This is a genomic window from Frankia canadensis, assembly GCF_900197875.1.
GTDB lineage: Bacteria > Actinomycetota > Actinomycetes > Frankiales > Frankiaceae > Frankia > Frankia canadensis.
Genome location: NZ_FZMO01000008.1, coordinates 1 through 22471 on the forward strand (window position 1 = coordinate 1; position 22471 = coordinate 22471).

21 protein-coding genes and 1 pseudogene are annotated in these 22471 nt (G+C 70.9%); 9 read left to right on the forward strand and 13 right to left on the reverse strand.

The window, feature by feature from the left end; all coding sequences use genetic code 11:
* Positions 1-924 (reverse strand): reverse transcriptase domain-containing protein (locus C1A33_RS01695; RefSeq protein WP_243407071.1); only part of this gene is annotated, 924 nt, incomplete at its 3' end.
* A 592-nt stretch (positions 925-1516) separates the two neighbouring features.
* Positions 1517-2278 carry a CRISPR system precrRNA processing endoribonuclease RAMP protein Cas6 gene (gene cas6 / locus C1A33_RS01700; RefSeq protein WP_133150538.1) on the reverse strand — a complete coding sequence of 254 codons (762 nt, stop codon included), beginning with the start codon at positions 2276-2278 and terminating at the stop codon, positions 1517-1519.
* 207 nt (positions 2279-2485) lie between these two features.
* On the opposite strand from cas6, the gene C1A33_RS01705 reads away from it, so the two are divergent.
* Positions 2486-4024, forward strand: a complete 1539-nt coding sequence (locus C1A33_RS01705) for an ATP-binding protein (RefSeq protein WP_243407072.1) — start codon at positions 2486-2488, stop codon at positions 4022-4024.
* Here C1A33_RS01705 and C1A33_RS01710 read toward each other — a convergent pair.
* Positions 4021-4698 carry a uracil-DNA glycosylase gene (locus tag C1A33_RS01710; protein ID WP_101829768.1) on the reverse strand — a complete coding sequence of 226 codons (678 nt, stop codon included), beginning with the start codon at positions 4696-4698 and terminating at the stop codon, positions 4021-4023. The genes C1A33_RS01705 and C1A33_RS01710 overlap by 4 nt on opposite strands.
* 199 nt (positions 4699-4897) lie before the next feature.
* On the opposite strand from C1A33_RS01710, the gene C1A33_RS01715 reads away from it, so the two are divergent.
* On the forward strand, positions 4898-5368 hold the full coding sequence (locus C1A33_RS01715; protein WP_243407073.1) for a MaoC family dehydratase: 471 nt from the start codon (positions 4898-4900) through the stop codon (positions 5366-5368).
* 592 nt (positions 5369-5960) lie between these two features.
* Here the strand turns inward: C1A33_RS01715 and C1A33_RS01725 are convergent.
* The 9 genes from C1A33_RS01725 to C1A33_RS01765 form a co-directional block, all read right to left on the reverse strand.
* Positions 5961-7487: an ATP-binding protein gene (locus C1A33_RS01725; protein ID WP_243407074.1), complete on the reverse strand. Its 1527-nt coding sequence runs from the start codon at positions 7485-7487 to the stop codon at positions 5961-5963.
* A gap of 154 nt (positions 7488-7641) precedes the next feature.
* On the reverse strand, positions 7642-8112 hold the full coding sequence (locus C1A33_RS01730; protein WP_101829771.1) for a metal-sulfur cluster assembly factor: 471 nt from the start codon (positions 8110-8112) through the stop codon (positions 7642-7644).
* Positions 8109-8576 carry a Fe-S cluster assembly sulfur transfer protein SufU gene (gene sufU / locus C1A33_RS01735; RefSeq protein ID WP_101829772.1) on the reverse strand — a complete coding sequence of 156 codons (468 nt, stop codon included), beginning with the start codon at positions 8574-8576 and terminating at the stop codon, positions 8109-8111. The genes C1A33_RS01730 and sufU overlap by 4 nt, the downstream gene beginning before the upstream one ends.
* Entirely contained in the window at positions 8573-9859 is a 1287-nt protein-coding gene (locus C1A33_RS01740) for a cysteine desulfurase (RefSeq protein WP_101829773.1), read from the reverse strand. The genes sufU and C1A33_RS01740 overlap by 4 nt, the downstream gene beginning before the upstream one ends.
* A complete protein-coding gene (sufC, locus tag C1A33_RS01745) occupies positions 9856-10647 on the reverse strand; it encodes a Fe-S cluster assembly ATPase SufC (RefSeq protein ID WP_207770107.1) in 792 nt (263 codons plus the stop codon). Before sufC ends, C1A33_RS01740 begins: the two co-directional genes overlap by 4 nt.
* An 8-nt stretch (positions 10648-10655) precedes the next feature.
* Positions 10656-10985 carry a non-heme iron oxygenase ferredoxin subunit gene (locus tag C1A33_RS01750; protein ID WP_101829775.1) on the reverse strand — a complete coding sequence of 110 codons (330 nt, stop codon included), beginning with the start codon at positions 10983-10985 and terminating at the stop codon, positions 10656-10658.
* Positions 10982-12127 carry a Fe-S cluster assembly protein SufD gene (gene sufD, locus C1A33_RS01755; protein WP_101829776.1) on the reverse strand — a complete coding sequence of 382 codons (1146 nt, stop codon included), beginning with the start codon at positions 12125-12127 and terminating at the stop codon, positions 10982-10984. The genes C1A33_RS01750 and sufD overlap by 4 nt, the downstream gene beginning before the upstream one ends.
* Entirely contained in the window at positions 12127-13539 is a 1413-nt protein-coding gene (sufB, locus tag C1A33_RS01760; RefSeq protein WP_101829777.1) for a Fe-S cluster assembly protein SufB, read from the reverse strand. The genes sufD and sufB overlap by 1 nt, the downstream gene beginning before the upstream one ends.
* Positions 13536-14270: a helix-turn-helix transcriptional regulator gene (locus tag C1A33_RS01765; protein ID WP_101829778.1), complete on the reverse strand. Its 735-nt coding sequence runs from the start codon at positions 14268-14270 to the stop codon at positions 13536-13538. Before C1A33_RS01765 ends, sufB begins: the two co-directional genes overlap by 4 nt.
* 321 nt (positions 14271-14591) lie before the next feature.
* Between C1A33_RS01765 and C1A33_RS01770 the strand changes: the two genes are divergently transcribed.
* The 7 genes and pseudogenes from C1A33_RS01770 (at position 14592) to C1A33_RS37290 (ending at position 21433) form a co-directional block, all read left to right on the forward strand.
* Positions 14592-15317: a hypothetical protein gene (locus C1A33_RS01770; RefSeq protein ID WP_101829779.1), complete on the forward strand. Its 726-nt coding sequence runs from the start codon at positions 14592-14594 to the stop codon at positions 15315-15317.
* A 23-nt stretch (positions 15318-15340) separates the two neighbouring features.
* Positions 15341-16897 carry a glycerol kinase GlpK gene (gene glpK, locus C1A33_RS01775; RefSeq protein ID WP_101829780.1) on the forward strand — a complete coding sequence of 519 codons (1557 nt, stop codon included), beginning with the start codon at positions 15341-15343 and terminating at the stop codon, positions 16895-16897.
* A 156-nt stretch (positions 16898-17053) separates the two neighbouring features.
* Complete coding sequence (locus tag C1A33_RS01780) at positions 17054-17593, forward strand: helix-turn-helix domain-containing protein (protein ID WP_101829785.1); 540 nt, start codon at positions 17054-17056, stop codon at positions 17591-17593.
* A 78-nt stretch (positions 17594-17671) separates the two neighbouring features.
* A complete protein-coding gene (locus C1A33_RS01785) occupies positions 17672-18694 on the forward strand; it encodes an ABC transporter ATP-binding protein (RefSeq protein ID WP_101829781.1) in 1023 nt (340 codons plus the stop codon).
* Between the two features lie 17 nt (positions 18695-18711).
* Positions 18712-19503, forward strand: a complete 792-nt coding sequence (locus C1A33_RS01790; protein WP_101829782.1) for an ABC transporter permease — start codon at positions 18712-18714, stop codon at positions 19501-19503.
* A gap of 14 nt (positions 19504-19517) precedes the next feature.
* Positions 19518-20585 (forward strand): COX15/CtaA family protein, encoded by a 1068-nt coding sequence (locus C1A33_RS01795; RefSeq protein WP_101829783.1) that lies wholly within the window; start codon positions 19518-19520, stop codon positions 20583-20585.
* Positions 20586-21059: 474 nt separating this feature from the next.
* Positions 21060-21433: pseudogene (locus tag C1A33_RS37290) on the forward strand (replication initiator).
* Here the strand turns inward: C1A33_RS37290 and C1A33_RS01805 are convergent.
* Positions 21417-22286 carry a heme o synthase gene (locus C1A33_RS01805; protein WP_101829786.1) on the reverse strand — a complete coding sequence of 290 codons (870 nt, stop codon included), beginning with the start codon at positions 22284-22286 and terminating at the stop codon, positions 21417-21419. The pseudogene C1A33_RS37290 and the gene C1A33_RS01805 sit on opposite strands and share 17 nt — an antisense overlap.
* Between the last annotated feature and the right edge of the window lie 185 nt (positions 22287-22471).

Genomic DNA, 22471 nt, shown 5'->3' on the forward strand with positions numbered 1-22471 from the left:
AACGCGCGCGACGGAACATTCCCGCAATTCACGTAAAATAACATTGAAAATGCTCAGTGTCTCCTCCCCGTCGTCCCCCTTGACGGTGACGACAAGCCGATCACCGCGCACCCGCACAACCGCGCCCTCCCGGTCAACATAGACCGAAGTCTCCAACGGATGAGACAGCAGCTCTCCACGATGGAGCGTAGACGCGGTGGTCATCTCTCCGAGAAAAGGAACTCCCTCGTCGAACGACACGACGTGGCTCTTGCCGTGGTTGAGCTCCAGCCGCAGATCAGCGAGCTCGGTACTGGTCGTCACCAATGCCCGCTCCGCATCGGCCCGACTGTCCGCAGGAATGGCAAGATCGTCTCCATAACGCAGAACCCGGAACCCCGCAGCGAGCATCGCTCGATCAAAGATGTCGAGGTAGAGATTGCACAGCAGCGGCGAGATCGGGCTGCCCTGATGTAGGCCCAGCCCACGCTCCGTGGGATTTATCCGGGCCCCGACTGCCGGTCGGTCCAGCAGCAGGCCGACCAGATGAATCACCTGTAGATCATCAATAACCTCACGCAGTCGACGCAGTACCTCCCATTGAGGAATGCGGGCGAAGCAGTCCGTGATGTCCGCTCGCGCAACCCAGGTGGCTCCCGTGTCCCGAGCCTCGGCCAGTGCCGCGAGGGCGTCCCGCACGCCGAGTCCCCGCCGGTAGGCGAACGACCAAGGCAGCAGCCGTGGATCAATCACAGGGTCGAGAACACGCAGCAGCGCCCGTTCCACAATCCGATCCGCCAGCGGCGGCACACCGAGCACTCGAAGACCACCGGTCGGCTTCCGGAGCTCTACTCGCCGAACTGGCGCCGGCTGCCACTGCCCTTGGGCCAGCTCATTCCCGATCTCAGCGAGCCGCGCGGCCGCGTCCTCCTCGAAGACAGTCACCTTCTCATCGGGAAGACCGTCCGCGAGAGCCGCCTCTCGCACCTGCGCCCATGCATCCAAAAGTGCTTGCGAGCCGAATGCCCGCGCATACAAGTGCCCCATCAATTCCCCCCGAACGAATTCCGCGGCGGACCGAAACAAAGGCGCGCCGCCGCTTTCATTTCCCCACGATCATCCCGAAAACTGATTATCCACGAACACCCAAGCATCTTTTCCCCCTCTACTATTGTTCACCCAAGCGATCGTAGGTCAGCGAGGTCACGACAGCGACAATGGAAAGCCTTGGGTGCCGTGATTTCTATGCCCTCATGATCGGGCTGGGGGTAGCGAGGTCCGCCTGCCCACGGACACGGGGATCGCTGCGTTGTTTCTATGCCCTCATGATCGGGCTGGGGGTAGCGAGGGGAGTTCGGGAAGTAGGGCGCTGGGCTGGGGTGTTGGGGGTATCGAGAACGAGCCTCTTCGGCGGGCCCGCGGCAGCACCCTACCGCCACGGGTACAGAATGATCAACACGCGCTGTGGCCTGCGTTTTCGCCTTGGCACGCACCATAGACAGTTTGGTGGCGTCCCACAAGATCCATGCCTGACGGCTCATACCCCTGGCGGGTAGGCCTCACGCCGGGGCGATCGGGGGCTGCGAGTCAGGCCGGGGAGTTCGACGTCAACGGCGCCGAAGCCGAAGGCGGTCTGGGCGCCGAGACCGGCGAATTCGGCGAAACGAGCGAGCGCCCCGAACACCGAGGCAGCCTGGTCGGGAACGGTCTTGAGCAGGCGCAGCTCGGCGCTGCCCTCGAAGCCGACCTGCCGTAGCCCCGAACCGAGCTCGACCTTTCGTGTCGCCCCCGACATCGACTCGAGGAAGACGCCGCCGACGAGCGCCTTACTGTCGTCCTCCCCGACCTGCAACGGCGCCGGAGCCAATGCGTTCCAGCGGGTCAGCAGGTTGCGCACCACCAGGACGGGCTCGGGCATCGGCAGGTCGCGCCCGTTGCGCGAGAAGAAGGTCGGCGAGGTCATCGTCAACCGGACCCGGCGTGTCGGTCCGGACCGGGCCAGCTCACCGTAGCTGCGGCCATGCCCCTCGAAGCCGGTGACCTGCCGGGTGTGCGGCCCTAAACGGACCGCGGACGGCGGCCAGCCCGGCGGCAGTGCGCTGTCCCCCAGCCAGCCCAGGCGCCACAGGCATCCGCCTCCGGACTCGTCCGGCAGCAGTGGACCTGCCGCGAAAGCCTTCACCGGCGCGTGATGATCGGAGCCCGCCACCTCGCAGATACCCGATGCCGCCCCATGCACCTGCCGCGGCGTCACCGCCGCCATCGACTCCTCGAGCCGTACAACCAACGCAGCTGGCATCCGCACCCCCGTAGCAGGATGGCTGACAGGCCACAAAGTGTAGCCATCCGCCCGTCGCCCTATTCATCCCGGCGACTCCATTGGCCCGAGCCGGCGCTCGCCGCGGAGTCCGTAGAGTGGCGATCAGTGGCCCGCGGCGGGGAGGGGTGTTGGGTGGTGGTTCGCACGTTTGGCACGGCTGGACCGTGCGTGCCCGGCAAACACTTCATGATTCCGGCTTCCGCCCGCCTCCCGGAGGTGCCCGGCCTGGTCGCGCGGGAGAACTACTTCGTCCTGCACGCCCCGCGGCAGACCGGCAAGACCACGGCACTGCAGGCGCTTGCCGCCGACCTGACCGCCGGTGGCCGCCATGCGGCGGTCGTACTGTCCATGGAGGCCGGACGCTCCTGGCCGGACGACGTCGGCGCAGCCACCAGAGCCATCCTCAGCCTCGCCAGGGAGGCGGCGCAGGACTACCTGCCGGCCGACCTGCGCCCGCCAGCCTGGCCCGATGCCTGGGGCGAGGGGTTGCTCGCGGCCGCTTTCGGCGCGTGGGCGCGAGCCTGCCCGCGCCCCCTGGTGCTGTTCCTCGACGAGATCGACGCGCTGACCGGCCGCACGCTCCTCAGCATCCTCGGCCAGATACGCGACGGCTACCGCCGGCGGCCCGCTGGCTTCCCGTCCTCGATAGCCCTCTGCGGCCTACGCGACGTTCGGGAGTACAAGACAGCCTCGGGCGGTGATCCGACGAGGCTCGCATCCCCCAGCCCGTTCAACATCAAGGTCGCGTCGCTCCGGCTGAACGACTTCACCCTCGACGAGGTCCGCGCGCTCTACGGGCAGCACACCGCCGAGACCGGCCAGGCGTTCACGTCCCAGGCCGTGGAGCACGCCTTCGCCCTGACGATGGGCCAGCCCTGGCTCGTCAACGCCCTCGCCCACGAGATCGTCGACCGGATGAAGGTCTCCCCTACGACGACGATCACCGCCGACCACGTCGACGAGGCCGACGAACGTCTCATCGTCGCGCGGGAAACCCACCTGGACTCGCTGCTCGACCGGCTTCGCGACCCCCGCGTCCGGCGGATCATCGAACCGATACTCGCCGGTGCCGAGGTCAGGTTCGATCCGTTTTCTGACGACCTCGCCTACACTACCGACCTCGGCCTGGTCAGGCGGACCGCCTCGACGGTGGAGATCGCCAACCCGATCTACCGCAACATGATCACGCGGGTTCTCGCCGACGGGCTGTTCGACGGCATCACCGGCGCGCCGCGACCTCGGTCGTTCGTACTTGCTGACGGCCGCCTGGACCTTCCCGGGCTTCTCGCCCACTTCACCGAGTTCTGGCACCGGACCGAGGACGTCCTCGAGGCCGACGAGCCCTACCGCGAGGTCACCCCACACGTCACGCTGCTCGGATACCTCGACCGCGCCATAAACGGCAGCGGCTTCGTCGACCGCGAATACGGCGTAGGCCGCGGCGCCATGGATCTACTCATCCGCTGGAGCCATACCGGCCCCGACGGCAGACCCGCCGTCCAGCGGGAGGCCCTGGAGATCAAGACCCACCGCCCAGGCGCCGTCGACCCGACGCAGGCCGGCATCCGCCAGCTCGACGGATACCTGATGCGTCTCGGCCTTCCCGCCGGCAATCTCGTGATCTTCGATCAGCGCCCCGCCGAACGCAAACGCGTCAGCGCCGAGGCGGGCACCCACGTCGCCACCAGCCCCACCGGCCGAGCCATCACCGTGGTGCGGATCTAGGAAAGAGTCCAGTCGACGGGCTGGGCGCCCTGGCGGAGCAGCAGGTCGTTGGCCCGGCTGAACGGGCGGGAGCCGAAGAAGCCCCGGTCCGCCGAACGCGGCGACGGGTGGGCGGACTCGATCGTCGCGGCGCCGTCCAGGAAGGGCCGCAGGCTGCGCGCGTCGGCGCCCCACAGGATGGCCACCAGCGGCTTGCCCCGCGCGGCGAGCGCCCGGATCGCCTGGTCGGTGACCTGCTCCCAGCCCTTGTTCCGATGGGCGCCGGGCTGGCGCGGCGCCGTCGTCAACGCCCTGTTCAGCAGCAGCACGCCCTGATTGGTCCAGGGCGTCAGGTCACCGGTGGGGGGCCGGGGCACACCGACGTCCGCGCACAGCTCGGTGAAGATGTTCTGCAGACTGCCCGGCAGCCGGCGCACCTCCGGGGACACCGCGAAGCTGTACCCGATAGCCATCCCCGGCGTCGGATACGGATCCTGCCCGACGATCAGCACCCGCACCTCATCGAACGGCTGCTGAAACGCCCGCAGCACGTTCGGCCCTGCCGGCAGGTAGGTCCGGCCCGCTGCGATCTCGGCCCGCAGGAAGTCCCCCATGGCCGTGATCCGCTCCGCCACCGGCTCGAGGGCCTGCGCCCAGCCCGGTTCGACAAGGTCCCGCAGTGATTGCGCCGACATGGCCGATCAGCCTACATCGCGCGCCCGACGCCACCCCAGACCGGTGGAGGCCATAGCCGTGACGATGATGCTTGCGCTACCGCGGACTTCCTTACCGCAGGCCGAGATCGAGACGCTCCGGAGGAAACCTGCTAGAACAGCCGTGATGGCAGCTGGCATAAGGAGACACTTAGGCGTGGTCCAAGCCACTGGAGAGCACGTGTTCGCCACCCCGATCGACGAGCGGTACTTCGAAGACTACATACCAGGTTCGACCTATGTGTTCGGCGCTGCGACAGTCAATGAGACGCAGATCGTCGAGTTCGCGAAGGAATACGACCCACAGCTCTTCCACATCGATCCGGTCGCCGCTGCCGACGGCCCGTTCGGCGGCCTGATTGCGAGCGGCTGGCAGACCGCGGCACTGATGATGCGATTGTTTTCCCAGCACTATCTGTCCAGCGTGGCGAGCCTTGGGAGCCCTGGAGTCGACGAGCTGCGCTGGCTGCGCCCCGTCCGCCCTGGCGACGTGCTGGCCTTGCGTGTGACCGTGCTGGAAGCCAGGGCCTCGATCTCCAAACCCGACCGCGGGCTCGTCGGCACTCTCGCGGAACTGCTTGACCCGGCGGGCGAACCCGTCTTCAGGGCGACCCTGCTGAACTTCCTCCTACGCCGCACTCCGGGCCGCTGACCCTCACCGCACGCCCTGGACCGGGCCAGGGAAGCACTACCGATGTCCCACCGCGCCCTCGCCCTCGCCGAACGAGCGCCGGGTCCACGCCGGCCAGAGTCCGATCAGCGGTTTCGGCGTCTTTCTCAACCGGAACCCGCCCGACGCCCTCCCCTGCGGATAGATCACGCTTGAGCTCAGTCGCGCCGCTTCCCGAGCCCGCGGGAAGCGGCCGCCGGTGCTGGGAGGTCGTGCGTGCGGCAGTCAACGAGAATGCAGTTCCGCTGGGAGCACGTGGACCCTTCGCTCCTGAGAAGGATGCTGGCGGTCGTGCACGCCGAGGCCGGCTGGCGGGACGACGAGGAGGAGCGACGGCTCGAACTCGCTGAAGCGGGGCTAGCGCGCCACGAATCCAGGTCACGCACGCGGAGGCCGTGCTGGGCCGGCACCTGGACAGCAGGCACCTCCAGGTCGACGCCCTAGTCGATCTGCTGCGCGAGGACTGGCTTCCCTCGGCACCACCGACGGTGATCGCGAAGCCGCCAGCCCAGGCCGGTCAGCGCGGGCGCGTGCGCACCGCATCGACCTGGGCGCGTCCCCGCGACGAGGCGCGTCAGCCGTTGAGGAGGGTGATGGTGCGCCCCGCGGGGCTTGTAGTGGTGGTGAGCCTTGTGCGTGTGTCGATGGCGGAGGCGTCGGCGCGCTGGTCGAACAGAACGAGGGTGCCGGTGTCGAGGCGGAGGCGATCGAGGTAACGGTCAAGCTGCCGCAGGCCAGCAGGCAGGGGATTGGACCGGCCGGTGCGCCAGGTCTTTATCTCGATGGCTTCGCGCTGGACATGCTGTTCCCCGTCGGGGGTGCGGTAAGGCCAGCGCAGGTGCAGGTCGACGCGGCCGGAGCCGACGGCGTACTCGCGTTCGATCTGGCCGCCGCCGTTCACCACGCGTTGTAGGTAACCCATCAGGATGAGCTGCGGCGCAGCCTCGCTGTAGTAGCCGGTGCTGGTGAGAAACTCGCCGTTCTCGATCCACCAGTCGGCGAACTCGTCGAGCATTCGGGAAAGGTCGAACGTGCCGTCCGGACGAACGAACGACCGCGGATCAGCGGTGACGCTCTCCTGGATGCTCGAGGAGAGCACCCGCGCGATGACCTCCCGGTAGATCGGATTGGCGGCGCGGACCGGCGCGGTGGGAGCGATGAGGCCGAGGTCACGAACGTAGCTGAGGTCGTCATCGTACGGATCGAGGACGAGCGGATCGCCGGCGAGGAGCGGACCGATGACGCTGCGGACCCTCGGCTCCGCAAGCCTCGCGGCGAGGGAGTCCAGATGGGTCGCCCGTGTGAGGATGAGCTGTTCCTTCGCCTGGTCCAGATGCGCCACCGTCACGGGTTCCGCCACCGGCACACGGATCTTCTCGACGATCTCGCGAGCGAGGGCGTTGACCAGCCACGGCTGCCCGACCGTGAGCTCGTAGGCGTATTCGAGCGCGTCGATCGAGAACCGTTGACCGGTACCAGCGGTGTGCTGTCCGTAGAGCTCCGCCACCTCGCCGGCGGTGAAGTCCCCCAGCCGGAGCGATTCGACCTTCACGTTGAACGGACTGGCCGTTCCCAGTCGAGATGAATCACCGCCGGAGGCTGTCTTGTACTCGCGGACGTCCCGCAGGCCGCACAGCGCGACCGACCAGGGAAACGGGGCCGGCCGGCTGTTGTAGCCGTCACGCAGCTGCCCGAGCACGCTCAGCAGGCTCTGGCCCCGCAGCGCGTCGATCTCATCGAAGAACAGCACCAGCGGGCGTGGGCAGGACTGAGCCCAGGCTCGCAGCGCCTCGACGATCCCGGTACCGTCCGGCGTTTCCGGCCAGGGCGGCGGCCCCAGCTCGGCCGGCAGGCAGTCCTGCGCGCTCGCGCGGATCCGGTCCAACAGGATGCGCGACGCCGCACCGTAGTCGTCGCCCGCGACCCGGGCCGCCTCACACGAGAACATCACCGCCGCATAGCGGCCCTGGGCCGTCAGATCACGCGCGAGCGCCCGCAGCGCGGTCGTCTTGCCGGTCTGGCGGGGGGCATGGACGACGAAGTACGACTCGAGGTCCACCAACCGGGGGGCCTCCGGCAGGCGGGACAGCGCCGGAATCATGTAGTGATTCGCCGGCAGACACGGACCAGCCGTATTGAACCGGCGGACCATCACCCAGCCCTCCCCACCCGGCACTCCGCACCTGCCGCGCACGCCACCCTACGTGCCTGGCCAGGAGGGGATCCCGGCCAGGCCGGCGGCCTGCGGGGCGGGGTCAGACGTTGAAGCCGAGGGCGCGGAGTTGTTCGCGACCCTCGTCGGTGATCTTGTCGGGGCCCCACGGGGGCATCCAGACCCAGTTGATGGTCACGTCGGCGGCGAGGCCGTCGGGGCCGTCGACGAGGGCCGAGCGGGTCTGATCCTCGATGACGTCGGTCAGCGGGCAGGCCGCCGAGGTGAGCGTCATGTCGAGGGTGACCGTGTTGTCGTCGGCGACGTGGATGCCGTAGACGAGGCCGAGGTCGACGACGTTGATGCCGAGCTCGGGGTCGACGACGTCGCGCATCGCCTCCTCGATGTCGTCGAACGCGGCGAGTTCCAGGCCCGCCGCACGCTCGGCGACCGTGGTGTGCGCGGCCGCCGAACCGGACTCGGCGGTGGCGTCGGCAGGCGCGGCCTGGGCGGTCGCGGTGGCGACGCCGCCCGTGGGCGTGCCCTCGGCGTTCTGGTCGGGCGCTTCCGTCATGGCTTCTCCTGGGCGGGAAGGTCGAGAGGGGCGTCGATGGCCTTGGCGGTGGCGTCCTTCCAGGCCATCCAGGACAGCAGGGCGCACTTCACCCGGGCCGGGTACTTGGACACACCGGCGAACGCGACCGCGTCCTCCAGCTTGTCCTCGTCGCCCTCGGCGGTGCCCCGGGACTGCATGAGCGCCAGGAACTCGCGTTCGAGGTCCAGCGCCTCGTCGACCTTCTTGCCGATCACCAGGTCGCTCATGACGCTCGCGGAGGCCTGGCTGATCGAGCAGCCCTCGCTCTCGTACGAGACGTCCTCGACGACACCGTCCGTGACCTTCACCCGCAGGGTCACCTCGTCGCCGCACGTCGGGTTGACGTGGTGCACCTCGGCGTCGAACGGGTCGCGCAGCCCGCGGTGCTGCGGGTTGCGGTAGTGGTCCAGGATGATCTCCTGGTACATGGAGTCGAGTTTCACCTCGAGAAGAACCTCCGAACCTCGTGCAGACCTTCCACCAGCGCGTCGACCTCGGCGGTCGTCGTGTACAGGTGGAACGACGCCCGCGTCGTCGCCGGGACGCCGAAGCGCAGGCAGACGGGGCGCGCGCAGTGGTGGCCGACGCGCACGGCGATGCCGCGCTCGTCGAGGATCTGCCCCACGTCGTGGGGATGAATCGGCCGGCCGGCGTCGTCGGTAAGGAGGAACGAGATCGCTCCGCCACGGTCCTCGGCGGTCGGCGGGCCGATGACGCGCAGACCCGGCACGGTCGCGAGCGCGTCGAGCGCGTAGGCCGTCACGGCATGCTCGTGGGCGGCGATCGCCGGCATGCCGAGCTCGGTGAGGTAGTCGATGGCGGCGCCGAGGCCGACGACCTGGCTGATCATCGGGGTGCCGGCCTCGAAGCGGTGCGGCGGGGGCGCGTAGGTGGACGCCTCCATCGTGACGACCTCGATCATCTCGCCGCCGCCGAGGAACGGAGGCATGACCTCGAGCAGTTCGTGGCGGCCCCACAGCACCCCGACGCCGGTCGGCGCGCACATCTTGTGGCCGGTGAAGGCGAGGAAGTCGACGCCGAGCGCGACCACGTCGACCGGCAGGTGCGGCACCGACTGCGAGCCGTCGAGCACGACCAGAGCGCCGACCTCACGCGCCCGCGCGACGATCCGCTCGACCGGGTTGACCGTGCCGAGGATGTTCGACTGGTGCACCATCGAGACGACCTTCGCCCGCTCGGTGATCACCGCATCGAGGTTGGTCAGGTCAAGCCGGCCGTCGTCGGTCAGGCCGATCCAGCGCAGGGTGGCGCCGGTGCGCCGGGCGAGCATCTGCCAGGGCACCAGGTTGGAGTGGTGCTCCATCTCGGTGACGACGATCTCGTCACCGGGGCCGATCCGGAAGCGCTCGGCCTCGGGCCCTGTCGTCTCGGCGTTGCTCATCGCGTAGGCGACGAGGTTCAGCGCCTCCGTCGAGTTCTTGGTGAAGACGACCTCGCGCCGGTCGGTCGCGCCGATGAACGCGGCGACCTTGTCCCGCGTCGCCTCGTAGAGCGCGGTCGCCTCCTCGGCGAGCACGTGGATGCCGCGGTGCACGTTGGCGTTGTGCTGCTCGTAGTAGGCGCGCTCGGCGTCGAGGACGGCCAGCGGCTTCTGCGAGGTGGCGGCGCTGTCGAGGTAGACCAGCGGCAGCCCGTCGTGCACGGTGCGAGCGAGGATCGGAAAGTCCTTGCGCACCCGCTCGACATCGAACTCCGTGGGCGTCACGACACCGCCCCCGCTTCCGCGGGCGCCGCGGCGGCGCCGCCCTTGACATAGCGGTCGTAGCCGGAGTCCTCCAGCACCGCGGCGAGCTCCGGCCCACCCTCGTCGACGATCCGCCCGCCGGCCATCACGTGGACGAACTCGGGCTTGATGTAGCGCAGGATCCGCGTGTAATGCGTGATGAGCAGGATGCCGGTCTCGCCCTGGGCCCGCACCGCCTCGATGCCGGCGGAGACGATGCGCAGCGCGTCGACGTCGAGGCCGGAGTCGGTCTCGTCCAGCACGGCGATCTTCGGCTTGAGCAGGGCCATCTGCAGGATCTCGTGGCGCTTCTTCTCACCGCCGGAGAAGCCCTCGTTGACGCCGCGCTCGGCGAACGCCGGGTCCATCTCGAGCCCGGCCATCGCGGCCTTCACTTCCTTGACCCAGGTGCGCAGCTTCGGCGCCTCACCGCGCACGGCCGTGGCCGAGGAGCGCAGGAAGTTCGACACCGACACCCCGGGAATCTCCACCGGGTACTGCATGGCCAGGAAGATGCCGGCGCGGGCGCGGGCGTCGACACTCATCGCGAGGACGTCCTCGCCGTCGAGCGTGATGCTGCCCTCGGTCACGGTGTACTTGGGGTGGCCGGCGATCGAGTAGGACAGGGTCGACTTGCCCGACCCGTTCGGCCCCATGATCGCGTGGGTCTCGCCCTTGCGGACCGTGAGGTCGACGCCGCGCAGGATCTGCCGCGGCCCCTCCTCGGTCTCCACCGAGACGTGCAGGTTGCGAATCTCCAAGGTCGACACCGCTGTCGTCACCCTCGTTCCCGGTTCGGCTGGGCGACGTCGACGAGCACGTCGTCGCCCTCAATGGTCACTGCGTAGGTGGGCACCGGGTCGATGGCCGGCAGGGTCAGCGCGGCGCCGGTCGCCAGGTCGAACTGGGATCCGTGCAGCCAGCACTCGATCCGGCCGCCCTCGACCTCGCCCTGGGAGAGCATCACGTCGGCGTGCGAACACTCGTCGCGCACGGCGAACACCCGCTCCCCGACGCGCACGACGCACACCGGCGTGCCCTCGATCTCGGTGGCGAGCGCCGCGTCCTCCTTGAGGTCGGTCAGCGCGCACACCCGCTGCCCGGTCATGCGGGCAGCTCCCCGAGCCGGGCGGACACGGAGGTCATGATCCGTTCACGCAGCTCGGGCACGTCGATGCGGTCGATGACCTCGGCGAAGAAGCCGTGCACGACGAGCCGGCGGGCCTCCTCCGGCGGGATGCCGCGCGACTGCAGGTAGAACAGCGCCTCGTCGTCGAAGCGGCCGGTGGCGCTGGCGTGCCCAGCGCCGACGACCTCGCCGGTGAGGATCTCGAGGTTCGGCACCGAGTCGGCGCGGGCGCCGTCGGTGAGCACCAGGTTGCGGTTGAGCTCGTAGGTGTCGGTGTCGACCGCTTCGGCGCCGATGAGCACGTCGCCGATCCAGACGGCGTGCGCCGACTGGCCGCGCAGCGCGCCCTTGTACGTCACCCGGCTGCGGCACGATCGCGGCTCGTGCGTGACGAGCAGGCGGTGCTCCTGGTGCTGGCCGGCGTCGGTGAAGAACACGCCGTTGAGCTCGGCGTCGCCGCCGGGACCGCGGTAGTCGACGGTCGGGTTGAGCCGGACGAGCTCCCCGCCGAGGGTGACGGTGAACGAGCGCAGCGTGGCATCCCGGCCCACCGAGTAGGCGTGCGCGCCGAGGTGGACGGCGTCGGCGTCCCAGTCCTGCAGCGTGACGAACGTGAGCGACGCGCCGTGGCCGACGTGCACCTCGACGTCGCTGGCGTAGGTGGCGCTGCCGGTGTGGTCGAGCACGACGGTGGCCGACGCGAACGGCCCGACCTCGACGATCAGGTGACCGTAGGCGACCCCGCCCTCGCCGTGCAGCCGCACGGTGACCGGCTCGGTGAGCGACGCCTCGGCCGGCACGGTGACGGCCGTGGCCCCGCCGGAGCGGGCCATCGCGAACGCGGCGACCCGGTCGGCCGGGACGAGCACGCGGCCGATGCGGGCATCACCGGCGTCGAGCTGCTCGACGGCGACCCCGACCGGCGCGTCCACCGTGACGGACACCTTGCCGTCGGCGTCCGGGCCGGTCAGCAGGCCGCGAAGCCGGCGCAGCGGGGTGAACCGCCACGCCTCCTCGCGGCCGGTGGGCACCTCGTGGTCGAGCGGGTCACGCGAACGCACCGGGCGGGGCACGGCTCCGGAGGCCGCCGGGGGTCGCCCGGTGGCGTCGATGACGGCCATCAGCCGACCGCGCCTTCCATCTGGAGCTCGATGAGCCGGTTGAGCTCGAGCGCGTACTCCATCGGCAGCTCGCGGGCGATGGGCTCGACGAAGCCGCGCACGACCATCGCCATCGCCTCCTCCTCGGACAGACCGCGGCTCATCAGGTAGAAGAGCTGGTCCGCGCCGACCTTGGAGACGCTGGCCTCGTGGCCGATGGACGCGTCGTCCTCACGGACGTCGACGTAGGGGTAGGTGTCCGAGCGGCTGATGGTGTCGACGAGCAGCGCGTCGCACTTGACGGTCGACCTCGACGCCTCGGCGCCCTCGTTGATCTGCACGAGGCCGCGGTAGGAGGTGCGGCCGCCGCCGCGGGCCACCGACTTGGAGATGATCGTCGAGGAGGTGCGCGGCGCCGCGTGCACCATCTTGGCGCCGGCGTCCTGGTGCTGGCCGGCACCGGCGAAGGCGATCGAGAGGACCTCGCCCTTGGCGTGCTCGCCGAGCATCCACACGGCCGGGTACTTCATCGTCACCTTGGAGCCGATGTTGCCGTCGACCCACTCCATCGTGGCGCCCTCGTGGCAGGCGGCCCGCTTGGTGACCAGGTTGTAGACGTTGTTCGACCAGTTCTGGATGGTCGTGTACCGGCAGCGGGCGTTCTTCTTCACCACGATCTCGACGACGGCCGAGTGCAGCGAGTCCGACGAGTAGACCGGCGCCGTGCAGCCCTCGACGTAGTGCACGTACGCACCCTCGTCGACGATGATCAGCGTCCGCTCGAACTGGCCCATGTTCTCGGTGTTGATCCGGAAGTAGGCCTGCAGCGGGATCTCCACCTGCACGCCCGGCGGCACGTAGATGAACGAGCCGCCCGACCACACGGAGGTGTTCAGCGCGGCGAACTTGTTGTCCCCGACCGGGATGACCGAGCCGAAGTACTCCTGGAACAGCTCCGGGTGCTCGCGCAGGCCGGAGTCGGTGTCCAGGAAGATGACGCCCTGCTCCTCGAGATCCTCACGGATCTTGTGGTAGACGACCTCGGACTCGTACTGCGCCGCGACGCCGGAGATCAGCCGCTGCTTCTCCGCCTCCGGGATGCCGAGCCGGTCGTAGGTCGCCCGGATGTCGTCGGGCAGGTCCTCCCACTCGGCGGCCTGCTTCTCGGTGGAGCGGACGAAGTACTTGATGTTGTCGAAGTCGATGCCGGAGAGGTCCGCGCCCCAGGTCGGCATGGGCTTGCGCTCGAACAGGCGCAGACCCTTCAGGCGCAGGTCAGTCATCCACGACGGCTCGGACTTCTTCGCCGAGATGCCGCGGACGACCGCCTCGGACAGGCCACGCTCCACGTCGGCGGCATAGGCGTCGGTGTCAGCCCATCCGAACCGATAGGAGCCAAGGCCCTCGAGGGCGGTCTCGGCAGAGGTTGTCATGGGGCGGAACCCTCCGAAGACGGGGATGGTGGACAGCTCGGTGACGCGGCCTCGGAGGCCGGATCCTGGTCCGCGGTCGCGGGGATGTGGGTCGTGCAGACGCCGTCGCCGTGCGCGATCGTCGCGAGGCGCTGCACGTGGGTGTCGAGCACCCGGGCCAGCGCCGCGGTCTCCGCGTCGCACAGCGCCGGGAAGCGCTCCGCGACGAACTGGACCGGGCAGTGGTGCTGGCAGATCTGCAGGCCGGTCGGCAGCTCCGAGACGCTGGCCGTGTAGCCGGCCGCCGTCATCGCCTCGGCGAGCGCCGCCGGCCGGTCCTCGGGCTCCGCGGCGACGACCGCCGAGCGCACCCGGCGCTCCAGGTCCGACGCGCGGCTGTCGGCGAACTGGCTGACCGCCGACGGCCCGCCCACCTCGGCGAGGAAGCGTAGCGCGCCCGCGGCGAGATCCGAGTAGGCCGACGGCCCGGCCTGGTGGCCGGCCTCGGTCAGCGCGTAGTGCCGGGCCGGGCGGCCGCGACCGCGGGGCTGGCGGGAACGGCTCTCGATCGGGGTGATGATGCCGTCCGCGACCATGGCGTCGAGATGCCGGCGGATCCCGGCGGGCGAGACGCCGAGCTGGCGCGACAGGTCGGCCGCGGTGGCCGATCCGCCTTCGAGCAGTTGACGCACGACCCGGTCGCGGGTGCGGCCGTCGGCCGTCCCGCCCGAGGCATCGTGGTCGTTTTTCACAACACCAGTGTGCCCTATTTCCGGGACGCGGTCGAACCGAGGACCCCCGATCAGGTCCCCCGAGGAGCCTGATCTCCGTCACACCGAACCGCCGCCGCCATGGTGGCGCAGTTCAGGCCGTCCCCGCATCCGCAGACCGGCCGCGGCGCCCGGCCCGGTCGTCCACCCGACATCCGCGTGCCACAACATCTACCCCACGGATGGTGCCCGCTCGGCCACCACCGGACAGGTGCTGCCAGACTTGCCGCTGGAGCCAGCCTGCCACCTCACCGGCGGCGCGAAGCTCCGGCCAGCACGACCTCGGGACCTGGAGGCGCACGGATGCGGGCTCGACCATGGCGCGGCGCGCGGCCGCGCCCCCTGCTCGGCCTGGGCGCCGGGCTGCTGGCGGCGCTCGTCGCGCTGGCCGTACCAGCCTGCAGCGGAGGCGGCGACGGTGGCGGACCGACCAACGGCCTGGAGAAGCTGTCGGCCGGCGAGGTCGGCACCCGCGCCCTCGCGGCCCTGCGCACGGCCCCCGGCGCGCACGTCGCCGGCACGGTGGCGGACGCGAGCGCCGACGCCCCCAACCGTTACGACCTGGTGATGTCCTCCACGACGACGAAGGGCACCATCGAGGAGTACGGCCAGCAGACCCAGCTCGTGAAGATCGGGAAGGACACCTACGTCCGCCGGTCCCGTGCCTACTACGCCGCGACCGGCGACACGGCCGCCTCGGACCTGCTCGCCGACCGCTGGGTCCGCCTCGCCGCCGCCGACGCCGCCAAGTACAGCTACTTCACCCTCGACCGCTACAGCGACTCATTGCGCGGCTTCACCGCGGGGCTGACCGGCGGAGTGCGCCAGCAGAAGGTGGATGGCGACCGCGCGGTGCAGGCCAGCTCCCCCGACGGCACGTCCTTCCTCGTCGCCAACACCGGCCCGGCCTACCCGCTGCGGATCACCGTCACCGGCCGCAGCACCAGCCAGCTGAGCTTCGGTGACTACCGCGCGCCTGGCGCCGTCACCGCCCCCGCCGGCGCCGTGGACCTGTCCAGCCTCGGCTAGATCCAGCGATAGCGTCGGTCGGCATGGACGAACCGGCGCGCGGCCCCGTCGTGGCCGCCGTGGACCAGGGCACGACAGGCACCACCGTCTGCCTGCTCGACCCCGGCGGCGCGGTCGTCGGCCGCGGCTACACGGCGGTCGACCCCGTCTTCCCGCGGCCGGGCTGGGTCGAGCACGACCCGCTGGCGCTGTGGCGCAGCGTCGTCGACACCGTCGCCGCGGCGCTCGCCGACGCGGGCCTGCGCCCCGCGGACCTCGCCGCGCTCGGCATCACCAACCAGCGCGAGACCACGCTGGTGTGGGAGCGGGCCACGTCGGCGCCGGTCCACCCGGCGATCGTCTGGCAGGACCGGCGCACGGCCGCCGCCTGCGAACGCCTCGCCGCGGACGGGCACGGCGAGGCGGTCGGCACGCGCACCGGTCTGGTCCTCGACCCCTACTTCTCCGCCACCAAGATCGGCTGGATCCTGGACCGCGATCCGGCCCTGCGCCGGCGGGCGGGCCGCGGCGAGCTCGCCTTCGGCACCGTCGACTCCTGGCTGGTGTGGAAGCTCACCGGCGGCGCCGCGCACGTCACCGACGTGACAAACGCGTCCCGCACGTCCCTGCTCGACCTCGCGACGGCGAGCTGGGCGCCCGACATGCTCGACCTGTTCGGCGTGCCCGCCGAGCTGCTGCCCACGGTCGTCCCGAGCTCGCGGGTCTACGCGCACACGGACCCGGACGCCTTCCTCGGCGTGCGCGTGCCGGTGGCCGCCGCCGTCGGCGACCAGCAGGCCGCCCTGTTCGCCCAGGGCTGCCACCGCGCCGGCCAGGCCAAGAACACCTACGGCACCGGCTCGTTCGTCCTGGTCAACACCGGGGCGGCGGTGCCCGGCCCGCAGCGCTCGTTGCTGCGCACCGTCGCCTACCAGCTCGACGGCGAACCGGTCCGCTACGCCCTGGAGGGGGCGATCCTGTCGACGGGCGCGGCGGTCGCCTGGCTGCGCGACGGCCTCGGCGTCATCCGCGACGCCGCCGAGACGGCCGAGCTGGCCGCCAGCCTGCCGGGCAACGACGGGGTGTACTTCGTCCCGGCGCTGACCGGGCTCGGCGCGCCGCACTGGGATCCGCGCGCCCGCGGCACCCTGCTCGGCATCACCCGCGGCACGACCCGCGCGCACCTGGCCCGCGCGGTGCTGGAGGGCATCGCCTACCGCACCCGCGACGTCGTCGAGGCGATGGCCGCCGCCGGCTACCCGGTGACCGAGCTGCGGGCCGACGGCGGCGCCGCCCGCAACCCGTGGCTCATGCAGTTCCAGGCGGACGTGCTCGGCGTCGACGTCGACGTCCCCGACAACATCGAGACGACCGCCCTCGGCTCCGCCTACCTCGCGGGCCTGGCCACCGGCTTCTTCACTGACCCCGCCGCGCTCGCGGACCTGCGCCGGGTCGCCCGCCGCCATCGCCCCGCGACGTCCCGCGGGCGCCACGACGGCGACTACCGCCGGTGGTGCGACGCCGTCGACCGTGCCCGGGGATGGGCAAGGGATCAGGACGATGGGAACGAATCACCTATTGCCACCATCGAGCTACCCTAATCCCCCATCTCGTCGCCGAACGCGCCGGAAATGCCACGCCAGGGCCACAATCCGTCGCGGCTACTTCCTCGAACCGGCTGCCAGACGGACAACAGCCTGACAGGCTGTCACAGGGGGCGGTTGGCGTCTCCTGTCGACCTGACCCGGACGGAGACCGTGACCGAGGGGGACTACGCCCTGGAGCTCGGCCGGCGGCTGCGCGCAGCGCGCAACCGGCGTGGCATGTCGTTGTTGGACGTTCAGCAGCGCACCCATGGCAGGTGGACGGCGGGGACGCTCGGGGCCTATGAACGGGGCTCCCGAACTCTGCGGGTGCACCGGCTCGTCGAACTCGCCGAGCTGTACGACGTGCCCGCGACGCTGCTGGTCCCGCCGGCAGCCGACCGCCGGGAGGTCGACAACCTCCCTCCGCTGATCATCGACCTGCGCCGGCTGCGCAAGCTGCCGCCGACCCGGACCGGCCCACTGCGGCGCTGGATCGCGATCGTGCAGGTCCTGCGCTCGGACAGTTCGCGGGATGTGCTCCGGCTGCGCCGCTCCGACCTGCAGTCGCTGTCCCGCCTCTACAGCACCACGCCGTCGATGCTCTACGAGCGTCTCGGCGCCTGGGGTGCGCTGGTCGAGATCGGCGAGCCGGTCGGCGTCGGCGCGCGCCGCCGCTCGCTGCCCGCCCGTCCACCCCGCCAGCGGACCTGAGGGCCCACCCGAACCCTTCCGCCAAAGGTGGCACGGATCAAATCCCCGTACCCGCCGCGGGATCCGTAGGATCGCCAGGTGGCCGAGATCCTGGCAGTCAGCGTCGCTGGCCTCATGAAGAGCTACTCCTCGCGTTCCGCCCCGGCGGCCCGGTCCGGGTCACGGCGCCGAGCGGCGGCGCCGGTGGTGGCGCCGGCCCCAGCCCGGGGCCCGTCACCAGACGGGCGGATCCGCGCCGTCGACGGCCTCTCCCTGAGCGTCCCGGTGGGCTCCGTCACGGCGCTGCTCGGCCCGAACGGCGCCGGCAAGACGACGACCGTGGAGATCTGTGAGGGCTTCCGCCGCGCCGACGCGGGCGAGGTGCACGTCCTCGGCCTCGACCCGATCGCCGACGCGGCCGCCCTGCGCCCCCGCGTCGGCGTGATGCTGCAGGCCGGCGGGATGTACCCGGGCGCCCGCGCCGGGGAGATGCTGCGCCTGGTCGCCGCCCACCACCGCCAGCCGCTCGATCCCGCCGCGCTGCTCGACCGGCTCGGCCTCACCGACGCCGCAGGGACGCCGTTTCGCCGCCTGTCCGGCGGCCAGCAGCAGCGGCTGTCCCTCGCGATGGCCATCGTCGGCCGCCCGGAACTGGTGTTCCTCGACGAGCCGACCGCCGGGCTGGACGTCGCCGGCCGGCGCACCACCTGGGAGCTGATCGAGGAGCTGCGCGCCGCGGGCGTCACCGTGGTGCTCACCACCCACGCGATGGACGAGGCGGAGCGCCTGTCCGACCAGGTCGTCATCATCAACCACGGCCGGGTGGTGGCGGCCGGCTCCCCCGCGGAACTCACCCGCGGCGGCGCCGAGGGTCAACTGCGCTTCCGGGCGCCGGTCGGCCTCGAACTCGGCAGACTGCTGCTCGCGCTGCCCGACGGCACCACGGCGACAGAGGGTCCGGCCGGCCACTACCTGGTCGAGGGCACCGTCGATCCGCAGCTGCTCGCCGCCGTCACCGCCTGGTGCGCGGGCAACGGCGTGCTCGCCGAGGACCTTCGCGTCGAGCAGCGCACCCTGGAGGATGTGTTCGTGGAGCTGACCGGATCGGAGCTGCGGCCGTGAGCACTCCTGTGCCCGCCATGCCAGTGCCCGACATGCCGCTGCTGGACCTGCGCCCGGCCCCCGGCGCTGCCAGCCGCGCGCGGATGTTCGCCGCCCAGACTCGCCTGGAGCTCGTCCTCACCCTGCGCCGCGGCGAGTCCGTCCTGCTCACCATGATCATCCCGGTGGGGCTGCTGGCGTTCTTCGCCGCGGTGGACGTGCTGCCGAGCGGCACCGAGAGCTCGGTCGACTTCCTCGTGCCCGGGGTGCTGGCGCTCGCGGTGATGTCGACGGCGTTCACCGGCCAGGCGATCGCGACCGGCTTCGAGCGGTCCTATGGGGTGCTCAAACGGCTCGGCGCGACGCCACTGCCCCGCTCGGTCCTGCTCGCCGGCAAGACCGCGGCGGTGCTCGCCGTCGAGGTGCTGCAGCTCGTACTGCTGGTGGCCGTCGGTTTCGCGCTCGGCTGGGATCCGGACGGCGGCCCGGCGGCCGTGCCCTCGGTGCTGGCGCTGCTCGTGCTCGGCACCGCGGCGTTCTCCGGGCTCGGCCTGCTGATGGCGGGCACCCTGCGCGCCGAGGCGACGCTCGCCGCCGCCAACGGCGTCTACCTGCTGCTGCTGCTCATCGGTGGGGTGGTGTTCCCGCTGTCGAAGCTGCCCGGCTGGCTGCGGACAATCGCCGAAGGGCTGCCGACGGCGGCGCTGTCCGACGGGCTGCGTCATGTCCTCGCCGACGGCTCCGGGCCGGGCGCGCGTCCACTGATCGTGCTCGCCGTGTGGGCGGTGGCGAGCCTGGGCCTGGCCGCCCGGACGTTCCGCTGGGAGTAGCACCGGCCGTTACTATGGCGTCTGTGCCAACTTCTACAACGCGTCGGAGATTGCCGCTCGTGAGCCGGCGCGTGTTCACCTTCGTCACCGCGCTCAACGTGGTGCTGCTGTCCCTGATCGTGATCAGCGGCGGGGTCGTCCGGCTCAGCGGCTCGGGCCTCGGCTGCCCGACCTGGCCGCAGTGCGGCGACGGCTCCTTCACCCCGCACTCGGAGTACGCCCTGCACGGGGCGATCGAGTTCGGCAACCGGGTCGTCGGCCTGGTCGTCGGTGTGGTGGTACTCATCACCCCGCTGCTGGCGCTGCGGCTGCGCAGCGGCCGGCGCCGCGACCTGACCCGCCTGTCGTTCGGCCTGTGGCTGGGCTACCTGGGCCAGGCGGTGCTCGGCGGGATCACCGTGCTGACGAAGCTGAACCCGGCGACCGTCGCCGCCCACTTCCTGCTGTCGATGGTCCTGCTGTGGAACGCGGTCGTGCTCGACCGCCGGGCCCGTCAGGGGGCGGGCGCCGTAACCCCTGCCGTGGCCCCCGCGCTGCTGTGGCTGGCCCGGCTGGTGGTGGTCGTCTCCGCCGGGGTGCTCGTCCTCGGCACGGTGGTGACCGGCACGGGCCCGCACAGCGGCGACGCCTCGGACCCCGCCCGTTTCGGGTTCGACCTCGTCAACGTCGCGCAGCTGCACGCCGACGGAGCGATGCTGCTGACCGGCCTCGCGGCGGCGATGGCCTTCGCGGTGCGAATCACCGCGGCACCCTCGGCGGCCCGGCGCGGCGCGCTCGCGCTGATCGCCGTGATCGTCGCCCAGGCCGCGATCGGCTTCGCACAGTACTTCCTCGGCGTCCCGTCCGGTCTCGTCGCCCTGCACATGACCGGCGCCACCGTGATGTGGGTGGTCGCACTGCAGCTGTGGCTCGCGATGGTCGAACGCCCAGCCCCCGACCCCGAGCCCTCGCCCGCCACCGCGAACATCCCGGCCACCGCGAACACCCCGCCCAACCTGGCCAGCCCAGCCAGCCCAGCCAGCCCGGCCGCGACCCCGCTGCCAGGCGCCGCCGCGTCCGCCTCAGCCGCCACCAGCCGGTAACCTCGCCGCCCCCTTCCCAGCCCGCGCCACAGCCACGCGGCCACGCGGCCCCACCGCCGCGCGCCGGCCGCCCCCGGATTCGACCGGTCCCGCCCCTCCCGCATCGCCGTCCACTGCTCATTGCCGGGCAGAGCCGGCGATCAGTCACCTCCGTCCGGCCCCGAGCTGACGGTCGGCTGACTCCCCGCGGTCCCGCGGGAACGACACACGCGGCCACGCGTCTCGTGGGAGCTAGGCCGTGCGTCGGGTTGCGATCTTTGCGTCGGCCTGTCGCGCCAACGGTCCGAGGCCGTTCGCGGCCGGCGGTCCGTGACAGCGTTCTGACACCGTCACGGCGTTCTCTGCCAGAAACCTAGGGACAAACCGGACACGACACACCAGGAAACTGGCATCACGCCGCCTTCCCCAGCGGCCACTTCCCCTCCACGGGAAGTCCCCCGCCTCCTCGGCGTTCCGGTCGCCACCCACACCGAGGTGGTCCTGGCCGGTCTTGCCGGCGGTGACGGGCTTCCGGCGACGGTCGGTGGTCATCCGGCGCCGTTCGTCACCTTGACCGCACCGTCGTTCGGGCCGGTGCACTCCCGGCGGAGCACGGGCAGGCGCGGGCGTGCCGTTCCCGTTGTGGAACCTGCCAGCACGGACGTCCGGCAGGCTGCCACGCCCGGCATGGCGACGGTGACCGGCTGCTCGGACGGCCGTTGTGCCCGGACTGCTTTGACTATCCGGGGGCGGTGATCTGGAACGCGTTGCTGCCGATGCTGTGGAAAGCCATCCGGGATCAGCTCATCGACGGCATGGACGGGGAGGGTAGGCGAATGTGGAGGCGATCCGTCAGATCAGGGCGGTGACGGCGATCGCGGCGAACAGCAGCGTCAGATAGGTGATCGACATGTGGAACAGGTGCATGGCACGCGGGTCGTCGCCGGCGCGGACCCGGCGGACGATGCGGTGCGCCTCGGTGATGAACCAGACGCCGACGAGGAGCGCGACGACGAGGTACAGCGGGCCGGTGTGCGCGACCGGCACCAGCGCGAGCGAGGTGGCGACCATCACGTACGAGTAGCCGAGGATGCGCCGGGTGACGGTCTCGGCGGAGGCGACGACCGGCAGCATTGGGATTCCGGCGGCCGCGTAGTCGTCGCGGAACTTCATCGCCAGTGCCCAGAAGTGCGGCGGCGTCCAGAAGAACACGATGGCGAACAGCAGCACCGCCGACCAGCTGAGCGTGCCGGTGACCGCGGACCAGCCAATCAGCACCGGGAAGCAGCCGGCCGCACCGCCGATGACGATGTTCGACGGGGTTCGGCGCTTGAGGCCGAGGGTGTAGACGAATACGTAGAACGCGATGGCACCGTCGGCCAGCAGCGCCGACGGCCAGTTGACCAACAGGCCGAACAGCAGCGTCGAGGCGATGCCGGTGAGGATGCCGAACACGAGCGCCTCGGTCGGGGTGACCGTCGCGCGCACCAGCGGGCGGCGCCGGGTGCGGCCCATGACCTGGTCGATGTCCCGGTCGACGTAGCAGTTGATCGTGTTGGCGCTGCCGGCGGCCAGCGTCCCGGCGACGAGGGTCACCGCGATCAGCCAGAGCGAAGGCATCCCGTCGCGGGCGAGCATCATTGCCGGCACGGTCGTGACGAGCAGCAGCTCGACCACACGCAGCTTCATCAGGGCGACGTAGGCCTTCGCCTTCGCGGTCAGCGCGGCGAAGCCACCCGTGGCCGCCTCACCGCCCGCCACGCCGTTCGACCCCGCCAGCCCGGGTGCCACCGCCACGCCGTTGGACACCGCCACGCCGTTGGACACCGCCACTCCGTTGGACACCGCCACTCCGTTGGACACCGCCACTCCGTTGGACACCGCCACTCCGTTGGACACCGCCACTC

Excerpts from the sequence above, each read along its gene's own strand:
- C1A33_RS01795 (WP_101829783.1), top strand. The coding sequence starts at position 19,518 with ATGGCGTCTGTGCCAACTTCTACAACGCGTCGGAGATTGCCGCTCGTG.
- C1A33_RS01730 (WP_101829771.1), bottom strand. The coding sequence starts at position 8,112 with ATGACGGAAGCGCCCGACCAGAACGCCGAGGGCACGCCCACGGGCGGC.
- C1A33_RS01750 (WP_101829775.1), bottom strand. The coding sequence starts at position 10,985 with ATGACCGGGCAGCGGGTGTGCGCGCTGACCGACCTCAAGGAGGACGCG.
- sufB (WP_101829777.1), bottom strand. The coding sequence starts at position 13,539 with ATGACAACCTCTGCCGAGACCGCCCTCGAGGGCCTTGGCTCCTATCGG.
- sufD (WP_101829776.1), bottom strand. The coding sequence starts at position 12,127 with ATGGCCGTCATCGACGCCACCGGGCGACCCCCGGCGGCCTCCGGAGCC.
- C1A33_RS01770 (WP_101829779.1), top strand. The coding sequence starts at position 14,592 with ATGCGGGCTCGACCATGGCGCGGCGCGCGGCCGCGCCCCCTGCTCGGC.
- cas6 (WP_133150538.1), bottom strand. The coding sequence starts at position 2,278 with ATGCCAGCTGCGTTGGTTGTACGGCTCGAGGAGTCGATGGCGGCGGTG.
- glpK (WP_101829780.1), top strand. The coding sequence starts at position 15,341 with ATGGACGAACCGGCGCGCGGCCCCGTCGTGGCCGCCGTGGACCAGGGC.
- C1A33_RS01710 (WP_101829768.1), bottom strand. The coding sequence starts at position 4,698 with ATGTCGGCGCAATCACTGCGGGACCTTGTCGAACCGGGCTGGGCGCAG.
- C1A33_RS01790 (WP_101829782.1), top strand. The coding sequence starts at position 18,712 with ATGCCAGTGCCCGACATGCCGCTGCTGGACCTGCGCCCGGCCCCCGGC.
- C1A33_RS01725 (WP_243407074.1), bottom strand. The coding sequence starts at position 7,487 with ATGATTCCGGCGCTGTCCCGCCTGCCGGAGGCCCCCCGGTTGGTGGAC.
- C1A33_RS01705 (WP_243407072.1), top strand. The coding sequence starts at position 2,486 with ATGATTCCGGCTTCCGCCCGCCTCCCGGAGGTGCCCGGCCTGGTCGCG.